The organism is Pseudomonas sp. RIT288 (assembly GCF_000631985.1).
Taxonomy (GTDB): Bacteria; Pseudomonadota; Gammaproteobacteria; order Pseudomonadales; family Pseudomonadaceae; genus Aquipseudomonas.
This window is the reverse complement of sequence record NZ_JFYN01000042.1, coordinates 187,049-201,898: the sequence shown is the minus strand read 5'-3', so window position 1 is coordinate 201,898 and position 14,850 is coordinate 187,049. Positions and strand designations below refer to the sequence as shown.

Sequence of the window (14,850 nt, the reverse complement as noted above, 5' to 3'; positions counted from 1 at the left end):
AATGCGATTCGGTCTACCCGTCTATCACACTTCGACTTCAAGGAATCTGGATTGTTGTTTGTATGTATAACCTGAATTTGTGATTTTTATAAAAGTGGTTTTTGATGTTCAATTCAGGTTTGAAGAAGGGAGATTTTTTTATGTTGCATACATAGGCTTTTTTTGGTTTGTAATTGCTTAAGAACTCCTCTCCGTGCGCTGCTTTCAGAAGTTCTATGGTGGACTCCAGTTGCTGAATGGAGCGTTTCTGCCATCCGCCCCTTCCCCAATCCTTCAATTCGACCAAATAAAGTTGCTGATTAGTTATGAGCATACAATCACAGCGTTTTTGATTTTCGGCCTCATCGTCCTTCACTACGCATTTGTCAATTGCGGTGAAAGTGATATCTCTGCCGTTGGGGTTCTCAACCGTAGCAAGCCAGCGCTCTTTATCAAATAGGTCGATATAGGCGGCTTTCGAGTCCTGATTGTCGCAAAGGCCGAACTGAATATGTCGGAAAGGGCCAGTTTGGCATTGATTGTCTAAAAAGTTCACGCCTCCAGTTCCTCCTCGATATCCAAGAGACGATCAAAGATGTCACTACTTTCACGAAGCGACGCGTTGAGATAGTTGCTATCAGAAGGGATCCCTTCAACCATTGGCAGCCTTGCAATGCTCCCTGTCTTCTCGTCAGCTTGGTAGATCGCCAGTTCATCAGCGTCCAGCAGGCTTTTCAAGGGTATTACCTTGGCGAGCTCAGGCATAAGATCGACATCACGTTTTTTCTTCAGAATATTGTCGTGGAGCTGTTTACCTTGCACTGCAATCGTCAAGTAATTCACCACGTAGGGACTGTGAGTTGTCATTACTAAGTGGTTGTCAGCGCCTTGATTGTTAATCTCAAGAAGGCTTTGCAAAATGCGCCATTGTGAGTTGGGGTAGAGATTTTGCTCGGGCTCCTCGACAATGTTAATAAAAGCCGTCTTGTTAAATTGTTTGGAGATAGTTGTTATAACTGCTCGCTGCTGTTCAATAGTCAGAGACTCGTCAAGAAGCTTGGAAGCTTCTTTTCGGAAGCGCTCCAGCTCTTTGGAACTCATCGTATCCTGCCGAAGCCCTATGGGCTTAAACACCTGTTTGGCCAGATACTGACTCACCAAGTAAAGAGGGACGGCAGATTGGAAGCCGCTGGAAGCGTCCGCCAATTCCAGCCTGTAGGTGGCCTCTCTTATGCTGAGAGTGTTTTTGAGTACATCATATTCGAGATTAGCGTTGTTGATAGGAAGAGCAAGAGAGCCCGCTATGTTTTCCTTTGCGTAGTTAAACTCCGTCAGGAATTCTGTGAGCGATGGAGAGTTGAGTCTTAGTATCTCTGGATTTCTGAGGTAGGAGATGAAATTTCGTTCGGCGGGCACATACATGATCTGAGGCAGGTGATATTCCCTCGCCTCGGACTTGGTGATGTGCATTCGTCCATGAGCGTACTTGATCGTGAAGGCATCACCTTCATAATCGATTTCCGTTTGGTTTTTCTGATCGGAAGAAATATAGTTTTCGAGCCGGTGGTAAGGCAGAAATGTATTGGTGAGGCGATCCTTTTCCTCGAACCAGCTCTTGTCGTAATCCCTACGCTCCAAGGCTTTTTCGATCCATGAAAAGGTCGAGTAAAGCTTGGCTAATGTGCTTTTTCCGGAGCCTTGATTACCCACGAATACAGTCACGCGCTTGAACTCTATCCACCCATCGTTCGTCACTCCATTCTGGATAGGGCCAAAGTGCTTGACGCGTAGGCGAGGCATTGATCACTCCAAAAAAATTGAGTTCATACGGTAATGCTGTGAAGCATATCAGGGAGCGAGGGCAAGAGGAGGCGCAAATGAAACCGGATGTGGAGAATCGAAGTCTGAGTTTACGGTTAGTGAATAGCTCTGCCTTCTTCTCAAAGCAGAGCGTTCATATCAATCAGAATTTGAATGCCTGTCGCCCCACCAACAACCACTTGCCATGCTGCTTCTGCCAGATCTGGAGGTTCTCGATCTCCGTAGGCACCACCTCTGTGCCTTTCAGTGCCTGCGCCGAAAAGTGATGGCGCACCAGTGCCGTGTCGCCGGAAAGGGTGATGGTCTGGTTCTGCATTTCGAGTGTCTTGAATGCACTTTTGCCGGTTTCGATATCGGCGATGAACGATTTCTTGTCCTGGATCTTGCCGCTTGAATGGCCGTAGGTCAGGTTGTCGGCCGTCAGGGCGTTCAATTCAGGGATATCTTTGTGCAGCATCGCCTGGGTCAGATGATCGACTGCCTTGGCTACATCATTTTCTGCCGGAGCAGGGGCTGCCATGGCGTAACCGTTGAATGCGCAGAGAAATCCGATCAGTAGTCGGGTCTTGGTCATGGGACTGTTTCCTTGTTGTTATGAGTTTGACTGATCACAGTAATTATCTTTGTCAGTCATCGTACAACGTAGCAGGTTTTCGATTGACCTAACAACGGTCGCAGGCAGTCAGCCGCTGATAGCGCGGTCATGGAAAAGTTTGCAGGCATCAGGCACAGCCGCATGCAGGTCATGTTCAGCCGAGGCCGGCCGATAATGTCCACGGCGGAAAAAGACTCTCAAGTCGGGAACAGACGCGCGAGTTTGCCCTGACGTGATATTCTTCGCGCCAACTTGGTTTGACCTTATTCGGTTTGCCTGCCTTTGGGGCGGGCTGACGGAATCCCTGTCGCTCAAGTAGCTGAAGCTAATAATGATAAGAAGTCAGTTCAGAAGGGACATTAACTGAGGTCGATGCGGTACGTCGGCCTTGTGTGCCCACCCGTCAAAATTGAAGTGTGCCGGAATCTGCGACGCGAGCCTGAGCGTCATCAAAGCGGATCGCATACAGATAACAGCGGCGGGCGGAAGGCGTTTTATCATAGGTGCAACGGATGTTTAAGAAAGTGAACACAGCCTTGCTCGGGCTGGCTTTGGCGATGGGGATGTCGTCCGCCAATGCTGCAGAAGCAAAGAAAGTCGACGTTCTGCTGATCGGCGGCGGCATCATGAGCACCACCCTGGGTGTGTGGATCAATGAGCTGGAGCCAAGCTGGTCGATGGAAATGGTCGAGCGCCTTGATGGCGTCGCCCTGGAAAGCTCCAACGGCTGGAACAACGCCGGTACCGGTCACTCGGCCCTGGCTGAGCTGAACTACACCCCGGAAGACGACAAAGGTAACGTGACGATCCCGAAAGCTGTCGAGATCAACGAAGCGTTCCAGGTGTCCCGTCAGTTCTGGGCCTGGCAGGTTCAGCAAGGCGTTCTGAAGAACCCTCGCTCGTTCATCAACACCACTCCGCACATGAGCTTCGTGTGGGGCGATGACAACATCAAGTTCCTGAAAAAGCGCTACGAAGCCCTGCAAGCGAGCCCGCTGTTCGCCGGCATGCAGTACTCCGAAGACCCGGCTGTGATCAAGAAGTGGGTCCCGCTGATGATGGAAGGGCGTGACCCGAACCAGAAAATCGCGGCCACCTGGAGCCCGCTGGGTACCGACATGAACTTCGGCGAAATCACCCGCCAGTTCGCCGGTTACCTGCAGACCAAGCCTAACTTCGACCTGAAGCTGTCGAGTGAAGTCGAAGACATCACCAAGAACGCTGACGGCACCTGGCGCGTCAGCTACAAAAACCTGAAAGACGGCACCAAGACCGAAACCGACGCCAAGTTCGTGTTCATCGGCGCCGGTGGCGGCGCTCTGCACCTGCTGCAGAAGTCGGGCATTCCTGAAGCCAAGGAGTACGCTGGCTTCCCGGTCGGCGGTTCGTTCCTGGTGACCGATAACCCGGCCATCGCCGAGCAGCATCTGGCCAAGGCCTACGGTAAAGCTTCGGTTGGCGCACCGCCGATGTCGGTTCCGCACCTGGACACCCGTGTTCTGGACGGCAAGCGCGTCATCCTGTTTGGCCCATTCGCGACCTTCAGCACCAAGTTTCTCAAAGAAGGCTCGTACCTGGACCTGCTGACCAGCACCACCACCCACAACATCTGGCCGATGACCAAGGTCGGCATCAAGGAATACCCGCTGGTCGAGTACCTGGCCGGTCAACTGATGCTGTCGGATGAAGACCGTCTGAACGCGCTGAAGGAATACTTCCCGAACGCCAAAGCCGAAGACTGGCGCCTGTGGCAAGCCGGCCAGCGCGTGCAAATCATCAAGCGTGATGAAGCCGCTGGCGGCGTGCTGAAACTGGGCACCGAAATCGTTGCCGCGCAAGACGGCTCCATCGCCGGCCTGCTGGGCGCATCGCCAGGCGCGTCGACCGCTGCACCGATCATGCTGAGCGTGCTGCAGAAAGTCTTCAAAGACAAAGTTGCCACCCCTGAGTGGCAAGCCAAGTTGCACCAGATCGTGCCAAGCTACGGCACCCAGCTGAACAACGATCCGGCCAAAGTGGCACAAGAGTGGGCGTACACCGCCAAGATCCTCGAACTGCCAACCCCTCCGGTGATTGGTCAGACTGCTGCTCCGGCCGCACCTGCAGCTGAAAAAGCTGAAGCGCCGAAGGAAAATGCTGCACGTGACATGGCTCTGTAACTAGACACCATTCGCACAAAAGCCCACTGAACCGGTTACGGTCAGTGGGCTTTTTTGTGCCAAAAACCCGCTGTAGGAGCTGCCGCAGGCTGCGATCTTTTGATCTTGCTTTGAACAGATCAAGATCAAAAGATCGCAGCCTGCGGCAGCTCCTACACTTGTTTTGCGTTTGCCAGATAGGCGCCGAGACGACGGCCCATTTCTTCGCCGAGGGCCTGCAACCCGCTCAACGGCCGCACCATCACTTCGAACTCGACAATCTTCCCGCTCTCATCAAAGCGAATCATGTCGATCCCCTTCAGCTCTTTCGCCCCGACCCTGGCGCTGAACTCCAGCACCACATTCAAGCCATCGGCGGTTGCCAGTTCACGGTGGTATTTGAAGTTTTCGAACACGTTGAACACGGTGTTGAGGATCATCGTCACCACTGGCACGCCGGGGTAAGGCGAGTGGGCCATGGGCGAGCGGAACACGGCATTGGCATCGAGCAGTTCGGGCAAGGCCTTGAGGTTGCCGGAGCGGATCATCTCGTGCCAGCGCCTCAGGGATTCGGCAGCGTTGGGGTGCAGGTTCAGTTCGGACATTGACCACTCCTGAAATTGTTGTTGTTCTTCGCGCGACGGCAATCACTCTAGTTCAAAGCGGCGGATCACGAACCGTTGTGTGCCGATCTGAATATCAGACCATGGGCGGAGCGGATCAGATTGGCATCTGATCCGTATTTTTCTGTTGGATCTGCCTCTGTAACCGGTTCAGTCAGGCGCTCAGAATAGCCCGGCAGTTCGGTCACCCGCGGCAGCCCTTCATCCCGAAGCGCCCGGTGCACCGCAAGCTCAGTATTGAGGAGAGCAGCATGAACAAGATGGCGATTTTCCTGGGTGGATTTCTGACACTGACCATTCTGATCGGAATGCTTGCGACGATTTCTCCGGTCTGAGGTGACCTGCTGCAATAGGCGTCCACAGGTGTGCAGCGCGAATCGTGGTTAAATTCTGCGCCTCACATCTGTAAATGGACTTCATCCCATGGACGAACGACGTATTCGCGCGCTCGCAATCTGTGTTTTTCAATATAACGGCAAAATTCTGGTTAACGAATTTCGTGACCCGGTCACCCAGCAAATCTGTTTTCGACCTGTCGGCGGTGGTATCGAATTCGGCGAGACCAGTGCCGAGGCTATCGTGCGTGAAGTACAGGAGGAGCTGGGTCTGTCCATGACCGACTTACGACTGCTCGGCACACTTGAAAGTCTGTTCGTCTACAACGGCAGACCGGGGCATGAGATTGTCCAAGTCTACGATGCGACGTTTGCCGATCCTGGCGCGTATGAACTTGCGCAAATCCATGGCCATGAAAGCGACGGGGCTGCCTTCACCATCCGCTGGCATGACAGCTCAAGTTTCAGCGAGCACGCGCCATTGGTTCCAAATGGACTGCATGAGCTGCTGAAGAGCGCCGGATTGCTCGTGTGAGATCCGGCGAAGGTCTCGATTTCATACTGTTGCCAGTTACAAACAGTGCGGCCGCCCAAGTGATTGATGGTGTCTGTACTGGCCCCTTCGCGAGCAGGCTCGCTCCCACATTTTGTCCGGTTTACGCTGAATCAATGTGGGAGCGAGCCTGCTCGCGAAGGGGCCAGCCGCATCAACCCCCAAAATCAAGGCGCCCCGAACAGCATTGTCCAGTACACGCCTTCATCACTGCGCGCCTCACTGGCAAACCCGGCACCGACCTGGGTGAACATCGGGTTCATCAGGTTGGCGCAATGGCCGGGGCTGGCCAGCCATCCGGCCATTGCCTTGCCCGGTGAACTCTGGCCGGCGGCGATATTTTCGCCGATCTGCCGACCTCGATAACCCGCCGCCCGGGCGCGATCCGCCGGCATGTCGCCGTCCGGGTCGCGGTGGGCGAAATAGTTGCCGTAGGCCATGGCTTTGCTGTGGCCTTGTGCGGCGGCTCCCAGCGCCGGGTTCCAGCTCAGGGGGCGGGCGGCGGCAAAGCGTTGGCGCCCGCACATCCGCGGGCGTGACCGGGCGGCGTTGACCTCGGCGAGCAGGGCCTTGCCGACGCTGCGGTTGTCGCCGACACGACTGTCGAGCACCGGTTGCGCCAGCACCACTTGCCATTCACCACGGGAGCGGCTGACGCCGATGTCGGCGTACTGGGCGTCAAGCAGGGCGGTGCAGTGGCTGTCTTGCAGCTGTTCGAAGGCTTCTTCGGCATCCCCGGCACCGACGATGCGGATACTGCGCACCGCCACCGCCGAATAACCCGAAGACTTCAACGTCTCGCGCAAGCCACCACCGTAGCCATAGCCGATCGGCAACGCCAGATTCGATTTCAGTGACAGTGGCGCCAGGCGCTGGGCAGGGCGCCGGTAGCAACCTTGCGGGTGCGCGCGGTAGTCGTTGATCGCGGCCACCAGTTGCCGCTCTTCGCTGGCGTGGGTGGTCTCGGTGAGCAGTGGGGCAAGGATCAGCAGGCACAGCGAAACGAAGCGTGATGAGCGAACGACATGGCGCATGGGACGGCAGACTCAGGGAAAAAGACAGTGCAGAAGTGGGCAACCGCGGAATGCGGCGCCACTAGGACTGGGCTTTTTGCACTTGGTTCATGCTGGCCACCTGGCTTTTTGGTGGGACGAAGAAGGGCAGATCCACTCTGGTTTTGTATTGTAAGGACTGGCCTCATCGCGAGCAGGCTCACTCCTACAGTGTCCGTGGCGTACACAAGACCTGTGAGCGCACCCGAAACCTGTAGGAGCGAGCCTGCTCGCGAAGGGGCCAGTTCAGCCGACGCAATAATCGCCTATCAGCGATCAAGCACTTCCTGCATCCACTGCAAGTACTGCGCTCGCTCGGAAATCGAATTGTGCGCCGAGTCCGGCACTATCCTGAGCGTCGCGACGCCTTTAGGGAAACTCTGCAGCAACCGCTGCGTACTGTCCCGTGGAATCACCTCGTCATCGCTGGCCGCCAACAGCAACGTCGGCACGTGAATGTGCGCGGCATAGCGGCCCGACTCGAAGCGATCCTTCAGCAGCCACTTCACTGGCATCCACGGATATTGTCGGACGGCGATTTCTTCGAGGCTGTTGTACGGCGTCACCAGAATCAATCCTGTCGCCGGGCGCTGACTCGCCAGCCGCGCCGCCACCCCGGAACCGAGGCTGCGGCCGATCACGGCAACCTGTGGATGGCTGGCGTACACCTGATCGAACAGCGCCAACGCATCTTCGGCAATGGCGTCTTCCGATGGCGAGCCGCCGCTGCCGCCGAAACCCCGGTAGTTCAGCAAAAACACCGCGTAGTCGGGAAAGGCTGCACTGAACGACGGCAGATTGCGCGACACATCTTCGGCATTGCCGCCAAAGTAGATCAGCGCTTTCGGCCCGGCGTGCGTGCGCGTGGTTACCCAGACATCGGCATCCGGCATCGCCAGTTTCAGCCGCGAATCTTCCGTAGTCACGGCGTTGTCAGGCTGGGGGAAATAGATCAGCGAACGCTGAAAAATGAACAGCGCCCCGCACAGCAGCAGGTAGAGGGCGATGAGCAAGGCGACGAGTGACATCAGTTTTCTGGACATTCGACTAACTTTAACGGGGCGCGGGTGTTCGCAGTCGCAGTGTAGTCCAGCGAATCCGGCCGGCCGCCGTCGCACACAAGGTGCAACAGATTCACGCAGCAGGGGAACCAGCATGAGCCACACTGAGGGTTGCTCCCGTCGCCGATTGCTCACGCTGGCTGCCGGGGTTTCGGCGGTCCTGAGCTTTGACCGGGCGTTGGCCACTGCCATCACGCCGACTGCCACTTCGCCGAGCCAGGCAGGAGACCAGACCATGCAGACCCGCGCCATCCCTTCCAGCTCCGAGCCGCTGCCGATGGTGGGCCTGGGCACCTATCGCGGTTTCGACGTTGCGCCCGATCAAACCGCGTATAAACAACTGCCAGCGGTGCTCGACGAGCTATTCAGGAAGGGCGGCACGCTGATCGACAGCTCGCCGATGTATGGCCGCGCCGAGCAAACCACTGGCGAGTTGCTGGCGATCCACGAACCGCGCTCACCTGCGTTTCTGGCGACCAAGGTCTGGACGCGAGGGCGCGAGGAGGGTATCGCGCAGATGGAGCAATCCTTCCGTCTGCTGCGCACCGAACGCATCGACCTGATGCAGATCCATAACCTGCTGGACTGGCAAACCCATCTGCCGACCCTGCGCGAATGGAAAGAACAGGGACGCATCCGCTACATCGGCATCACCCATTACACGCCTTCGGCCTATGAAGAAGTCGAAGCAGTGCTCAAGGCCGAACAACTGGATTTTTTGCAAATCAACTACGCCCTCGATGACCGTGGCGTGGAGAAACGCATTCTGCCGTTGTGCCGCGAACGCGGGGTGGCGGTGATCTGCAATCGGCCGTTCGGTGGCGGCGACTTGCTCGCCCGACTCAAGGGCAAGCCGTTGCCGGCCTGGGTCTCGGACGTGCAGGTCAACAGCTGGCCGCGACTGGCGCTGAAGTTCCTGCTGTCGCACCCGGCGGTGACCTGCGTGATTCCCGGCACCGGCAATCCGCGCTACATGGCCGACAACGCGGGCGCCGGGTTCGGGCCGATGCTCACCGATGCGCAGCGGCATCAGTTGATTGCGCTGTTGGGGTAGGCGGTCAGCCGCGATAACGCAACGCTTCCACCAACAGCGCAAATGCCGGCGCCGCTTGCCGCCGGCTCGGGTAATACAGGTGATAACCGGCAAACGTCGGGCACCAGTCTGCCAGCACTTGCACCAGACGCCCGTCGGCCAGATGCGGCGCGACGATATTTTCCGGAATGTAGCTGAGGCCGAAACCATCCAGTGCGGCGTCGAGCAGCGGGTAGACGCCATTTAGAGTGACTTGCCCGGACACCCGCACCTTGAGACTTTCGTCACCCTTCTCGAACTCCCAGGTGTAGAGCCCGCCGTTGGTGGGCAAGCGCAGGTTGTTGCAGGCGTGGTCAGTCAAATCTCTTGGCGTTTCCGGGCGTGTGCGGTTGGCGAAGTAGGCCGGGGAGCCGACCACCGCCATGCGCATGTCCGGGCCGATGCGGGTGGCGATCATGCCTTGGGCTACGTCTTCGCCCAGCCGAATGCCGGCGTCGAAGCCTTGTCCGGCGATGTCGACGAAACCGTAATCGCAGATCACCTCGACAGCGATGTCCGGATACTGGGGCAGGAATTCCTTGAGCACCGGACGTAGCAGCCAGTCCAGCGAATGATCGGTGGCGCTGATGCGGATCCTGCCGGCCGGGGTTTCGCGCAGGTTGCTCAGCGCGGCCAGTTCCACTTCGATCTCTTCGAAGCGCGGGCCGATGGTCTGCAGCAAATGTTCGCCGGCTTCGGTGGGCGAAACGCTGCGCGTGGTGCGGGTCAGCAGGCGCAGGCCCAGACGCGCTTCAAGGGCGCGAATGGTATGGCTGAGCGCCGATTGCGAGACGCCGAGTCTGGCCGCGGCTTTGGTGAAGCTGCGTTCGCGGGCCACGGCGAGGAAGGCGAGCAGGTCACTGGCGTTTTCTCGAAGCATTGATGAGTGTCCTGCATAAGTTTGTTCGAATTTTAGTCGATTATCTGAAGAGTACGGCTCGCTAAAGTGACGCAAGTTCCCTGTAGGAGCGGCCGCAGGCTGCGATCTTCTGATCTTGATCCTAAAAAACAACATCAAAAGATCGCAGCCTGCGGCAGCTCCTACAGGGGAGGTCTCTTTCAGATTTGGAGTTTTGTGATGAACTCAGTTATTGCTACTGCGCATGTTCCCCGTGTGATCGTTACCCCCAACGGTTCACAACCCTCAGCCAAAGGTCCGGCAGACTGGTTCACCGGCACCGTGCGGGTCGATGCGCCGTTCAAGAGCAGCGATGCCGCGCGTGTCAGCGGCGCAACGGTGACCTTCGAGCCCGGCGCACGTACGGCGTGGCACAGCCATCCGTTGGGTCAGACGCTGATCGTCACCGCCGGTTCAGGTTTTGTGCAGGAGTGGGGGCAACCGGTTCGGCAGATCCGCCCCGGCGATACCGTATGGATCGCACCGCAGGTGAAGCACTGGCATGGCGCCGCGCCGACCACGGCGATGACGCACATTGCGATTGCCGAGGTGCTGGAGGGTGAAGTGGTGGAGTGGATGGAGCAGGTGAGTGCGGCGCAATACCCGCAATGATCTGTGTAGGAGCTGCCGCGGGCTGCGATCTTCCAGGATCAAAAGATCGCAGCCTGCGGCAGCTCCTACAAGGGGGAGTGGTGGACGAGTCAGGTCATCTCTGGCAAGGAAGAGAGAATCTTGTCCAGCGTGATCGGATACTCGCGCACTCGCGCCCCGGTGGCGTTGTAGATCGCATTCGCCACCGCCGCACTCACGCCGCAAATCCCCAGTTCACCCACACCCTTGGCTTTCATCGGCGATGAGACCGGATCGGTTTCGTCGAGGAAAATCACCTCCTGATGCGGGATGTCGGCATGCACCGGTACCTCGTATCCGGCCAGATCGTGATTGACGAAAAAGCCCAGCCGTTTGTCCACCGCCAGCTCTTCCATCAACGCCGCACCGACGCCCATGGTCATTGCGCCGATCACCTGGCTGCGCGCGGCTTTCGGGTTGAGAATCCGTCCCGCTGCGCAGACTGCGAGCATGCGCCGCACGCGGACTTCGCCGGTCGCCGCGTCCACCGCGACTTCAACGAAATGCGCGCCGAAGGTCGACTGTTGATACTGCTTGGCGAGGTCGCCGAATTCGATGCTGTCCTCGGCCTCGACCACGCCATCTTTTGCCGCATCACGCAGCGGCAGGGTCTTGCCGCCAGCGCGCACCTGACGGTCAGCAAACTCGACGTTACCACCGCTCAAGCCCAGTTTGCCGGCCACGGCTTCACGCAGTTTCATGCACGCGGCATACACCCCGGCAGTCGAGCAATTGCCGCCGAACTGGCCCCCGGAGCCGGACGACACCGGGAAGGTCGAATCGCCCAGATGCACCGTCACATCCGCCAGGTCCACACCCATCATCTCGGCCGCGGTCTGGGCGATGATGGTGTAGCTGCCGGTGCCGATATCGGTCATGTCGGTTTCCACCGTGACCTTGCCGTCGCGCTCCAGTCGCACCCGGGCACCGGACTTCATCAGCAGGTTATTGCGAAACGCGGCGGCGACGCCCATGCCGATCAGCCAGCGCCCTTCGCGCCGACTGCCGGGTGTGGCATTGCGCTGGTTCCAGCCGAATTTCTCGGCGCCGGTCTGCAGGCATTCGATCAGGCGTCGCTGGGAGAACGGGCGCTCGGTTTTCACCGGATCGACCTGCGTGTCATTGAGGATGCGGAACTGCACCGGATCGAGCTTGAGCTGCTCGGCCATTTCGTCCATGGCGATTTCCAGCGCCATCAGCCCCGGCGCTTCACCCGGCGCGCGCATGGAATTGCCCTCGGGCAGATCCAGTGGTGCTCGGCGCATGGTCACCCGGCGATGTTCCCCGGCGTAGAGCAACTGACTCGGTTGCGCGGCGACTTCGACCTTGCCGTCCTTGAGGTTGCCCGACCAGCCTTCGTGAGCGATGGCGCTGAGCTTGCCGTCCGCCGTGGCGCCCAGGCGAATGCGCTGGATCGTGGCCGGGCGGTGGGTGGTGTTGTTGGCCATTTGCGGACGGGCGAGGGCAACCTTCACCGGGCGATTGGCCAGGCGTGCACCAAGGGCGGCGAGGATCGCGTCGGCGCGGATAAACAGTTTGCCGCCGAAGCCGCCGCCAATATAGGGCGAGATCAAGCGTACGTTTTCCTTGGGCAGGCCAAGGGTGGTGGCGACGTCGCCGACACTCCAGGCGATCATCTGGTTGGAGGTCCACAAGGTCAGATGGTCACCTTTCCACGCGGCCAGTGTCGCGTGCGGCTCCATCATTGCGTGGGACTGATCGGGAGTGGTGTAGGTCTGGTCGAACTGCACCGGCGCGGCGGCGAAGGCCTGGTCAAAATCGCCGTGGGTGACGTCGGGCAACTCGTCGTCTTCGACGCCCTGGTCGCGCACGTTGGCCAGCTCGAACTCGCCTTTGGCGGCGACGTAATCAACCTTGACCAGTTGTGCAGCGGCGCGGGCCTGTTCGAAGGTCTCGGCGACGACCAGCGCCACGGCCTGGTGATAGTGCTGCACCTCGGGCCCGGCCAGCAGCGGCGCCGCGTTGTATTGGCCTTTGCCAAGCTTGCCGGCATTGGCGGCGGTAACGATCGCGAGCACGCCGGGCGCGGCTTCGGCGGCGTCGAGATCGATGTGGCTGATGCGGCCCTTGGCGATGGCCGAGCCGACCATGAAACCGTAAGCCTGATTCGCCACGGCCTGATGCTGCTCGTAAGCGTAGGGCGCCTGGCCGCTGGTTTTCAGCGGGCCTTCGATGCGGTCGGTGGGCTTGCCGACGACTCTCAGTTGGTCGATCGGGTTGGTGGTGGCGGGCGTGTCGAACTTCATGCTTCATCCCTCGCTTGCGCCAACACCGAGCCGAGCGTGCGCTCGACCAGCGTCAGTTTGAATTGGTTGTCGTGGGTTGGCGTGGCACCGTCGAGCAGGCGCTCGCTGACGGCTTTTGCACCTTTGGGCAGCAGCGCGTCGGCGTCATCGACCCGCCACGGTTTCGGCGCGATGCCACCCACCGCCACACGGCCGCTGCCGTCCTTGTGCAGGATCAGACCGACCGACACCAGCGCAAAGGCATACGACGAGCGATCGCGCACCTTGTGATAAATGTGTGTGCCGCCGACCGGGGCCGGCAGGGTTACCGAAGTGATGAACTCGCCGGGCGTGAGGCTGGTTTCGATGTTCGGCGTATTGCCCGGCAGTTGATGGAAATCGGCGATGGCGATGCTGCGGGTGCTGCCGTCGGGCTTCACCGTTTCAATCTGCGCATCGAGGGCACGCATCGCAATCGCCATGTCGCTGGGGTGGGTGGCGATGCAGGCGTCGCTGACACCGATCAGCCCCAATTGCCGACTGACCCCGCCAATCGCCGCGCAGCCACTGCCGGGTTGGCGTTTGTTGCAGGCCTGATTGACGTCATAAAAGTATGGGCAACGGGTGCGTTGCAGCAGGTTGCCGGCGGTGCTCGCCATGTTGCGCAACTGGCCCGAGGCCCCGGCGAGCAAGGCTCGGGAGAGCAATGCGTAATCCTTGCGCACGCGGCTGTCGGCGGCCAGGTCGGTGTTGCGCACCAGTGCGCCGATGCGCAATCCGCCTTCAGGCGTGGCGTCGATCTGATCGAGGCCCAAGTGGTTGACGTCGATCAGGTGCAGCGGGGTTTCGATGTCGAGCTTCATCAGGTCCAGCAGGTTGGTGCCACCGGCGATGAACTTCGCACCTTCGACCTGCGCGGCTTGTGCGGCGGCCGCGGCGGGGGAGTCGGCGCGGCTGTAATTGAACGCTCTCATGCCGGCACCTCCGCGACTTCAGTGATGGCTTCGATGATGTTCGAGTAGGCGCCGCAGCGGCAGATGTTGCCGCTCATGCGTTCCTGGAATTCGCTGGCGATCAGTTGCGGTGCCTCGGTCAGGCTGGGGCTGACGTGGCTGGGAATGCCCTCGCGGATTTCCTTGAGCACCGCCACCGCCGAACAGATCTGCCCCGGCGTGCAATAGCCGCACTGGTAGCCATCGTGCTTGATGAACGCGGCCTGCATCGGGTGCAAATTGTCGGGCATGCCGAGGCCTTCGATGGTGGTGATTTCGCTGCCTTCGTGCATCACGGCGAGGGTCAGGCAGGCATTGATTCGGCGGCCGTCGGCGATCACCGTGCAGGCGCCGCACTGGCCGTGGTCGCAGCCTTTCTTGCTGCCGGTCAGGTGCAGGTGTTCGCGCAGGGCGTCGAGCAGGGTCGTGCGGTTGTCGACCTCAAGGGTTTGGGGTTTACCGTTGACGTTGATCGTCAGTTTGGCCATGGCGGGTTGCTCCAGACTGGCCGCGTAGGCCTTGAGGCTGATGAAAGGGGGCATTGCAAACGCGGTGGCGGTCACCGCGCCGAGGATCAGGAATCTTCGTCGGGAAATCGTCATGCTTCGATTCCTCTCTGGCTTAATCAGGACGGCAGGGATTGAAGGGCCCATAGGGGCGCGCCGGCATGCTTGCCGGTCTCGTTCTTGGAATGACCTGTGCGGAGGGGAAAAGGTTTTTGCGGATTTGCGCTATAGAGTTATGCGCAGGATTCATTAATCTGTCAGTTACCCCCTGTAGGCCTTCGCCTGCTCGCGATTGCGGTGGATCAGCTCCACAGAAGTGCCTGAGACAACGCCATCGCGAGCAGGCTCG

Annotated in this window: 15 protein-coding genes; 4 read left to right on the top strand and 11 right to left on the bottom strand. The window is 59.1% G+C overall.

Annotation, left to right across the window (positions count from 1 at the left end):
• Window positions 1-37 precede the first annotated feature (37 nt).
• From BW33_RS24380 to BW33_RS24370, 3 genes are all read right to left on the bottom strand, one after another.
• Window positions 38-535 (bottom strand): hypothetical protein, encoded by a 498-nt coding sequence (locus BW33_RS24380; RefSeq protein WP_052032746.1) that lies wholly within the window; start codon window positions 533-535, stop codon window positions 38-40.
• On the bottom strand, window positions 532-1,779 hold the full coding sequence (locus tag BW33_RS24375) for an AAA family ATPase (protein WP_047601784.1): 1,248 nt from the start codon (window positions 1,777-1,779) through the stop codon (window positions 532-534). Before BW33_RS24375 ends, BW33_RS24380 begins: the two co-directional genes overlap by 4 nt.
• 163 nt (window positions 1,780-1,942) lie before the next feature.
• Complete coding sequence (locus tag BW33_RS24370; protein WP_047601782.1) at window positions 1,943-2,374, bottom strand: nuclear transport factor 2 family protein; 432 nt, start codon at window positions 2,372-2,374, stop codon at window positions 1,943-1,945.
• A gap of 533 nt (window positions 2,375-2,907) precedes the next feature.
• Between BW33_RS24370 and mqo the strand changes: the two genes are divergently transcribed.
• A complete protein-coding gene (gene mqo, locus BW33_RS24365; RefSeq protein WP_047601780.1) occupies window positions 2,908-4,554 on the top strand; it encodes a malate dehydrogenase (quinone) in 1,647 nt (548 codons plus the stop codon).
• Window positions 4,555-4,706: 152 nt separating this feature from the next.
• On the opposite strand, the gene BW33_RS24360 is transcribed toward mqo, so the two are convergent.
• Window positions 4,707-5,138, bottom strand: coding sequence for a nuclear transport factor 2 family protein (locus BW33_RS24360; protein WP_047601779.1), 432 nt, complete (start codon window positions 5,136-5,138; stop codon window positions 4,707-4,709).
• Between the two features lie 65 nt (window positions 5,139-5,203).
• The gene (locus BW33_RS29910) at window positions 5,204-5,506 is read right to left on the bottom strand and encodes a hypothetical protein (protein ID WP_160168825.1); all 303 of its coding nucleotides are present in this window, start codon (window positions 5,504-5,506) and stop codon (window positions 5,204-5,206) included.
• A 73-nt stretch (window positions 5,507-5,579) separates the two neighbouring features.
• Between BW33_RS29910 and BW33_RS24355 the strand changes: the two genes are divergently transcribed.
• Window positions 5,580-6,026 carry an NUDIX hydrolase gene (locus BW33_RS24355; RefSeq protein WP_047601778.1) on the top strand — a complete coding sequence of 149 codons (447 nt, stop codon included), beginning with the start codon at window positions 5,580-5,582 and terminating at the stop codon, window positions 6,024-6,026.
• A gap of 185 nt (window positions 6,027-6,211) precedes the next feature.
• Here the strand turns inward: BW33_RS24355 and BW33_RS24350 are convergent, their stop codons facing one another.
• On the bottom strand, window positions 6,212-7,078 hold the full coding sequence (locus tag BW33_RS24350) for a CAP domain-containing protein (protein WP_047601777.1): 867 nt from the start codon (window positions 7,076-7,078) through the stop codon (window positions 6,212-6,214).
• 287 nt (window positions 7,079-7,365) lie between these two features.
• Window positions 7,366-8,139 carry an alpha/beta hydrolase gene (locus BW33_RS24345; protein ID WP_047601775.1) on the bottom strand — a complete coding sequence of 258 codons (774 nt, stop codon included), beginning with the start codon at window positions 8,137-8,139 and terminating at the stop codon, window positions 7,366-7,368.
• A gap of 112 nt (window positions 8,140-8,251) precedes the next feature.
• Between BW33_RS24345 and BW33_RS24340 the strand changes: the two genes are divergently transcribed.
• Complete coding sequence (locus BW33_RS24340) at window positions 8,252-9,211, top strand: aldo/keto reductase (RefSeq protein ID WP_177327526.1); 960 nt, start codon at window positions 8,252-8,254, stop codon at window positions 9,209-9,211.
• Between the two features lie 4 nt (window positions 9,212-9,215).
• On the opposite strand, the gene BW33_RS24335 is transcribed toward BW33_RS24340, so the two are convergent.
• On the bottom strand, window positions 9,216-10,109 hold the full coding sequence (locus BW33_RS24335) for a LysR family transcriptional regulator (protein ID WP_047601772.1): 894 nt from the start codon (window positions 10,107-10,109) through the stop codon (window positions 9,216-9,218).
• A 198-nt stretch (window positions 10,110-10,307) separates the two neighbouring features.
• On the opposite strand from BW33_RS24335, the gene BW33_RS24330 reads away from it, so the two are divergent.
• Window positions 10,308-10,739 (top strand): (R)-mandelonitrile lyase, encoded by a 432-nt coding sequence (locus BW33_RS24330; RefSeq protein WP_052032745.1) that lies wholly within the window; start codon window positions 10,308-10,310, stop codon window positions 10,737-10,739.
• Between the two features lie 89 nt (window positions 10,740-10,828).
• Here the strand turns inward: BW33_RS24330 and paoC are convergent, their stop codons facing one another.
• The 3 genes from paoC to paoA are packed head-to-tail and all read right to left on the bottom strand — an operon-like array spanning window position 10,829 to window position 14,597.
• Window positions 10,829-13,024, bottom strand: a complete 2,196-nt coding sequence (paoC, locus tag BW33_RS24325; RefSeq protein WP_047601770.1) for an aldehyde oxidoreductase molybdenum-binding subunit PaoC — start codon at window positions 13,022-13,024, stop codon at window positions 10,829-10,831.
• The gene (locus BW33_RS24320; RefSeq protein ID WP_047601769.1) at window positions 13,021-13,977 is read right to left on the bottom strand and encodes an FAD binding domain-containing protein; all 957 of its coding nucleotides are present in this window, start codon (window positions 13,975-13,977) and stop codon (window positions 13,021-13,023) included. Before BW33_RS24320 ends, paoC begins: the two co-directional genes overlap by 4 nt.
• Window positions 13,974-14,597 (bottom strand): aldehyde dehydrogenase iron-sulfur subunit PaoA, encoded by a 624-nt coding sequence (gene paoA, locus BW33_RS24315; RefSeq protein WP_047601768.1) that lies wholly within the window; start codon window positions 14,595-14,597, stop codon window positions 13,974-13,976. The genes BW33_RS24320 and paoA overlap by 4 nt, the downstream gene beginning before the upstream one ends.
• Window positions 14,598-14,850 lie beyond the last annotated feature (253 nt).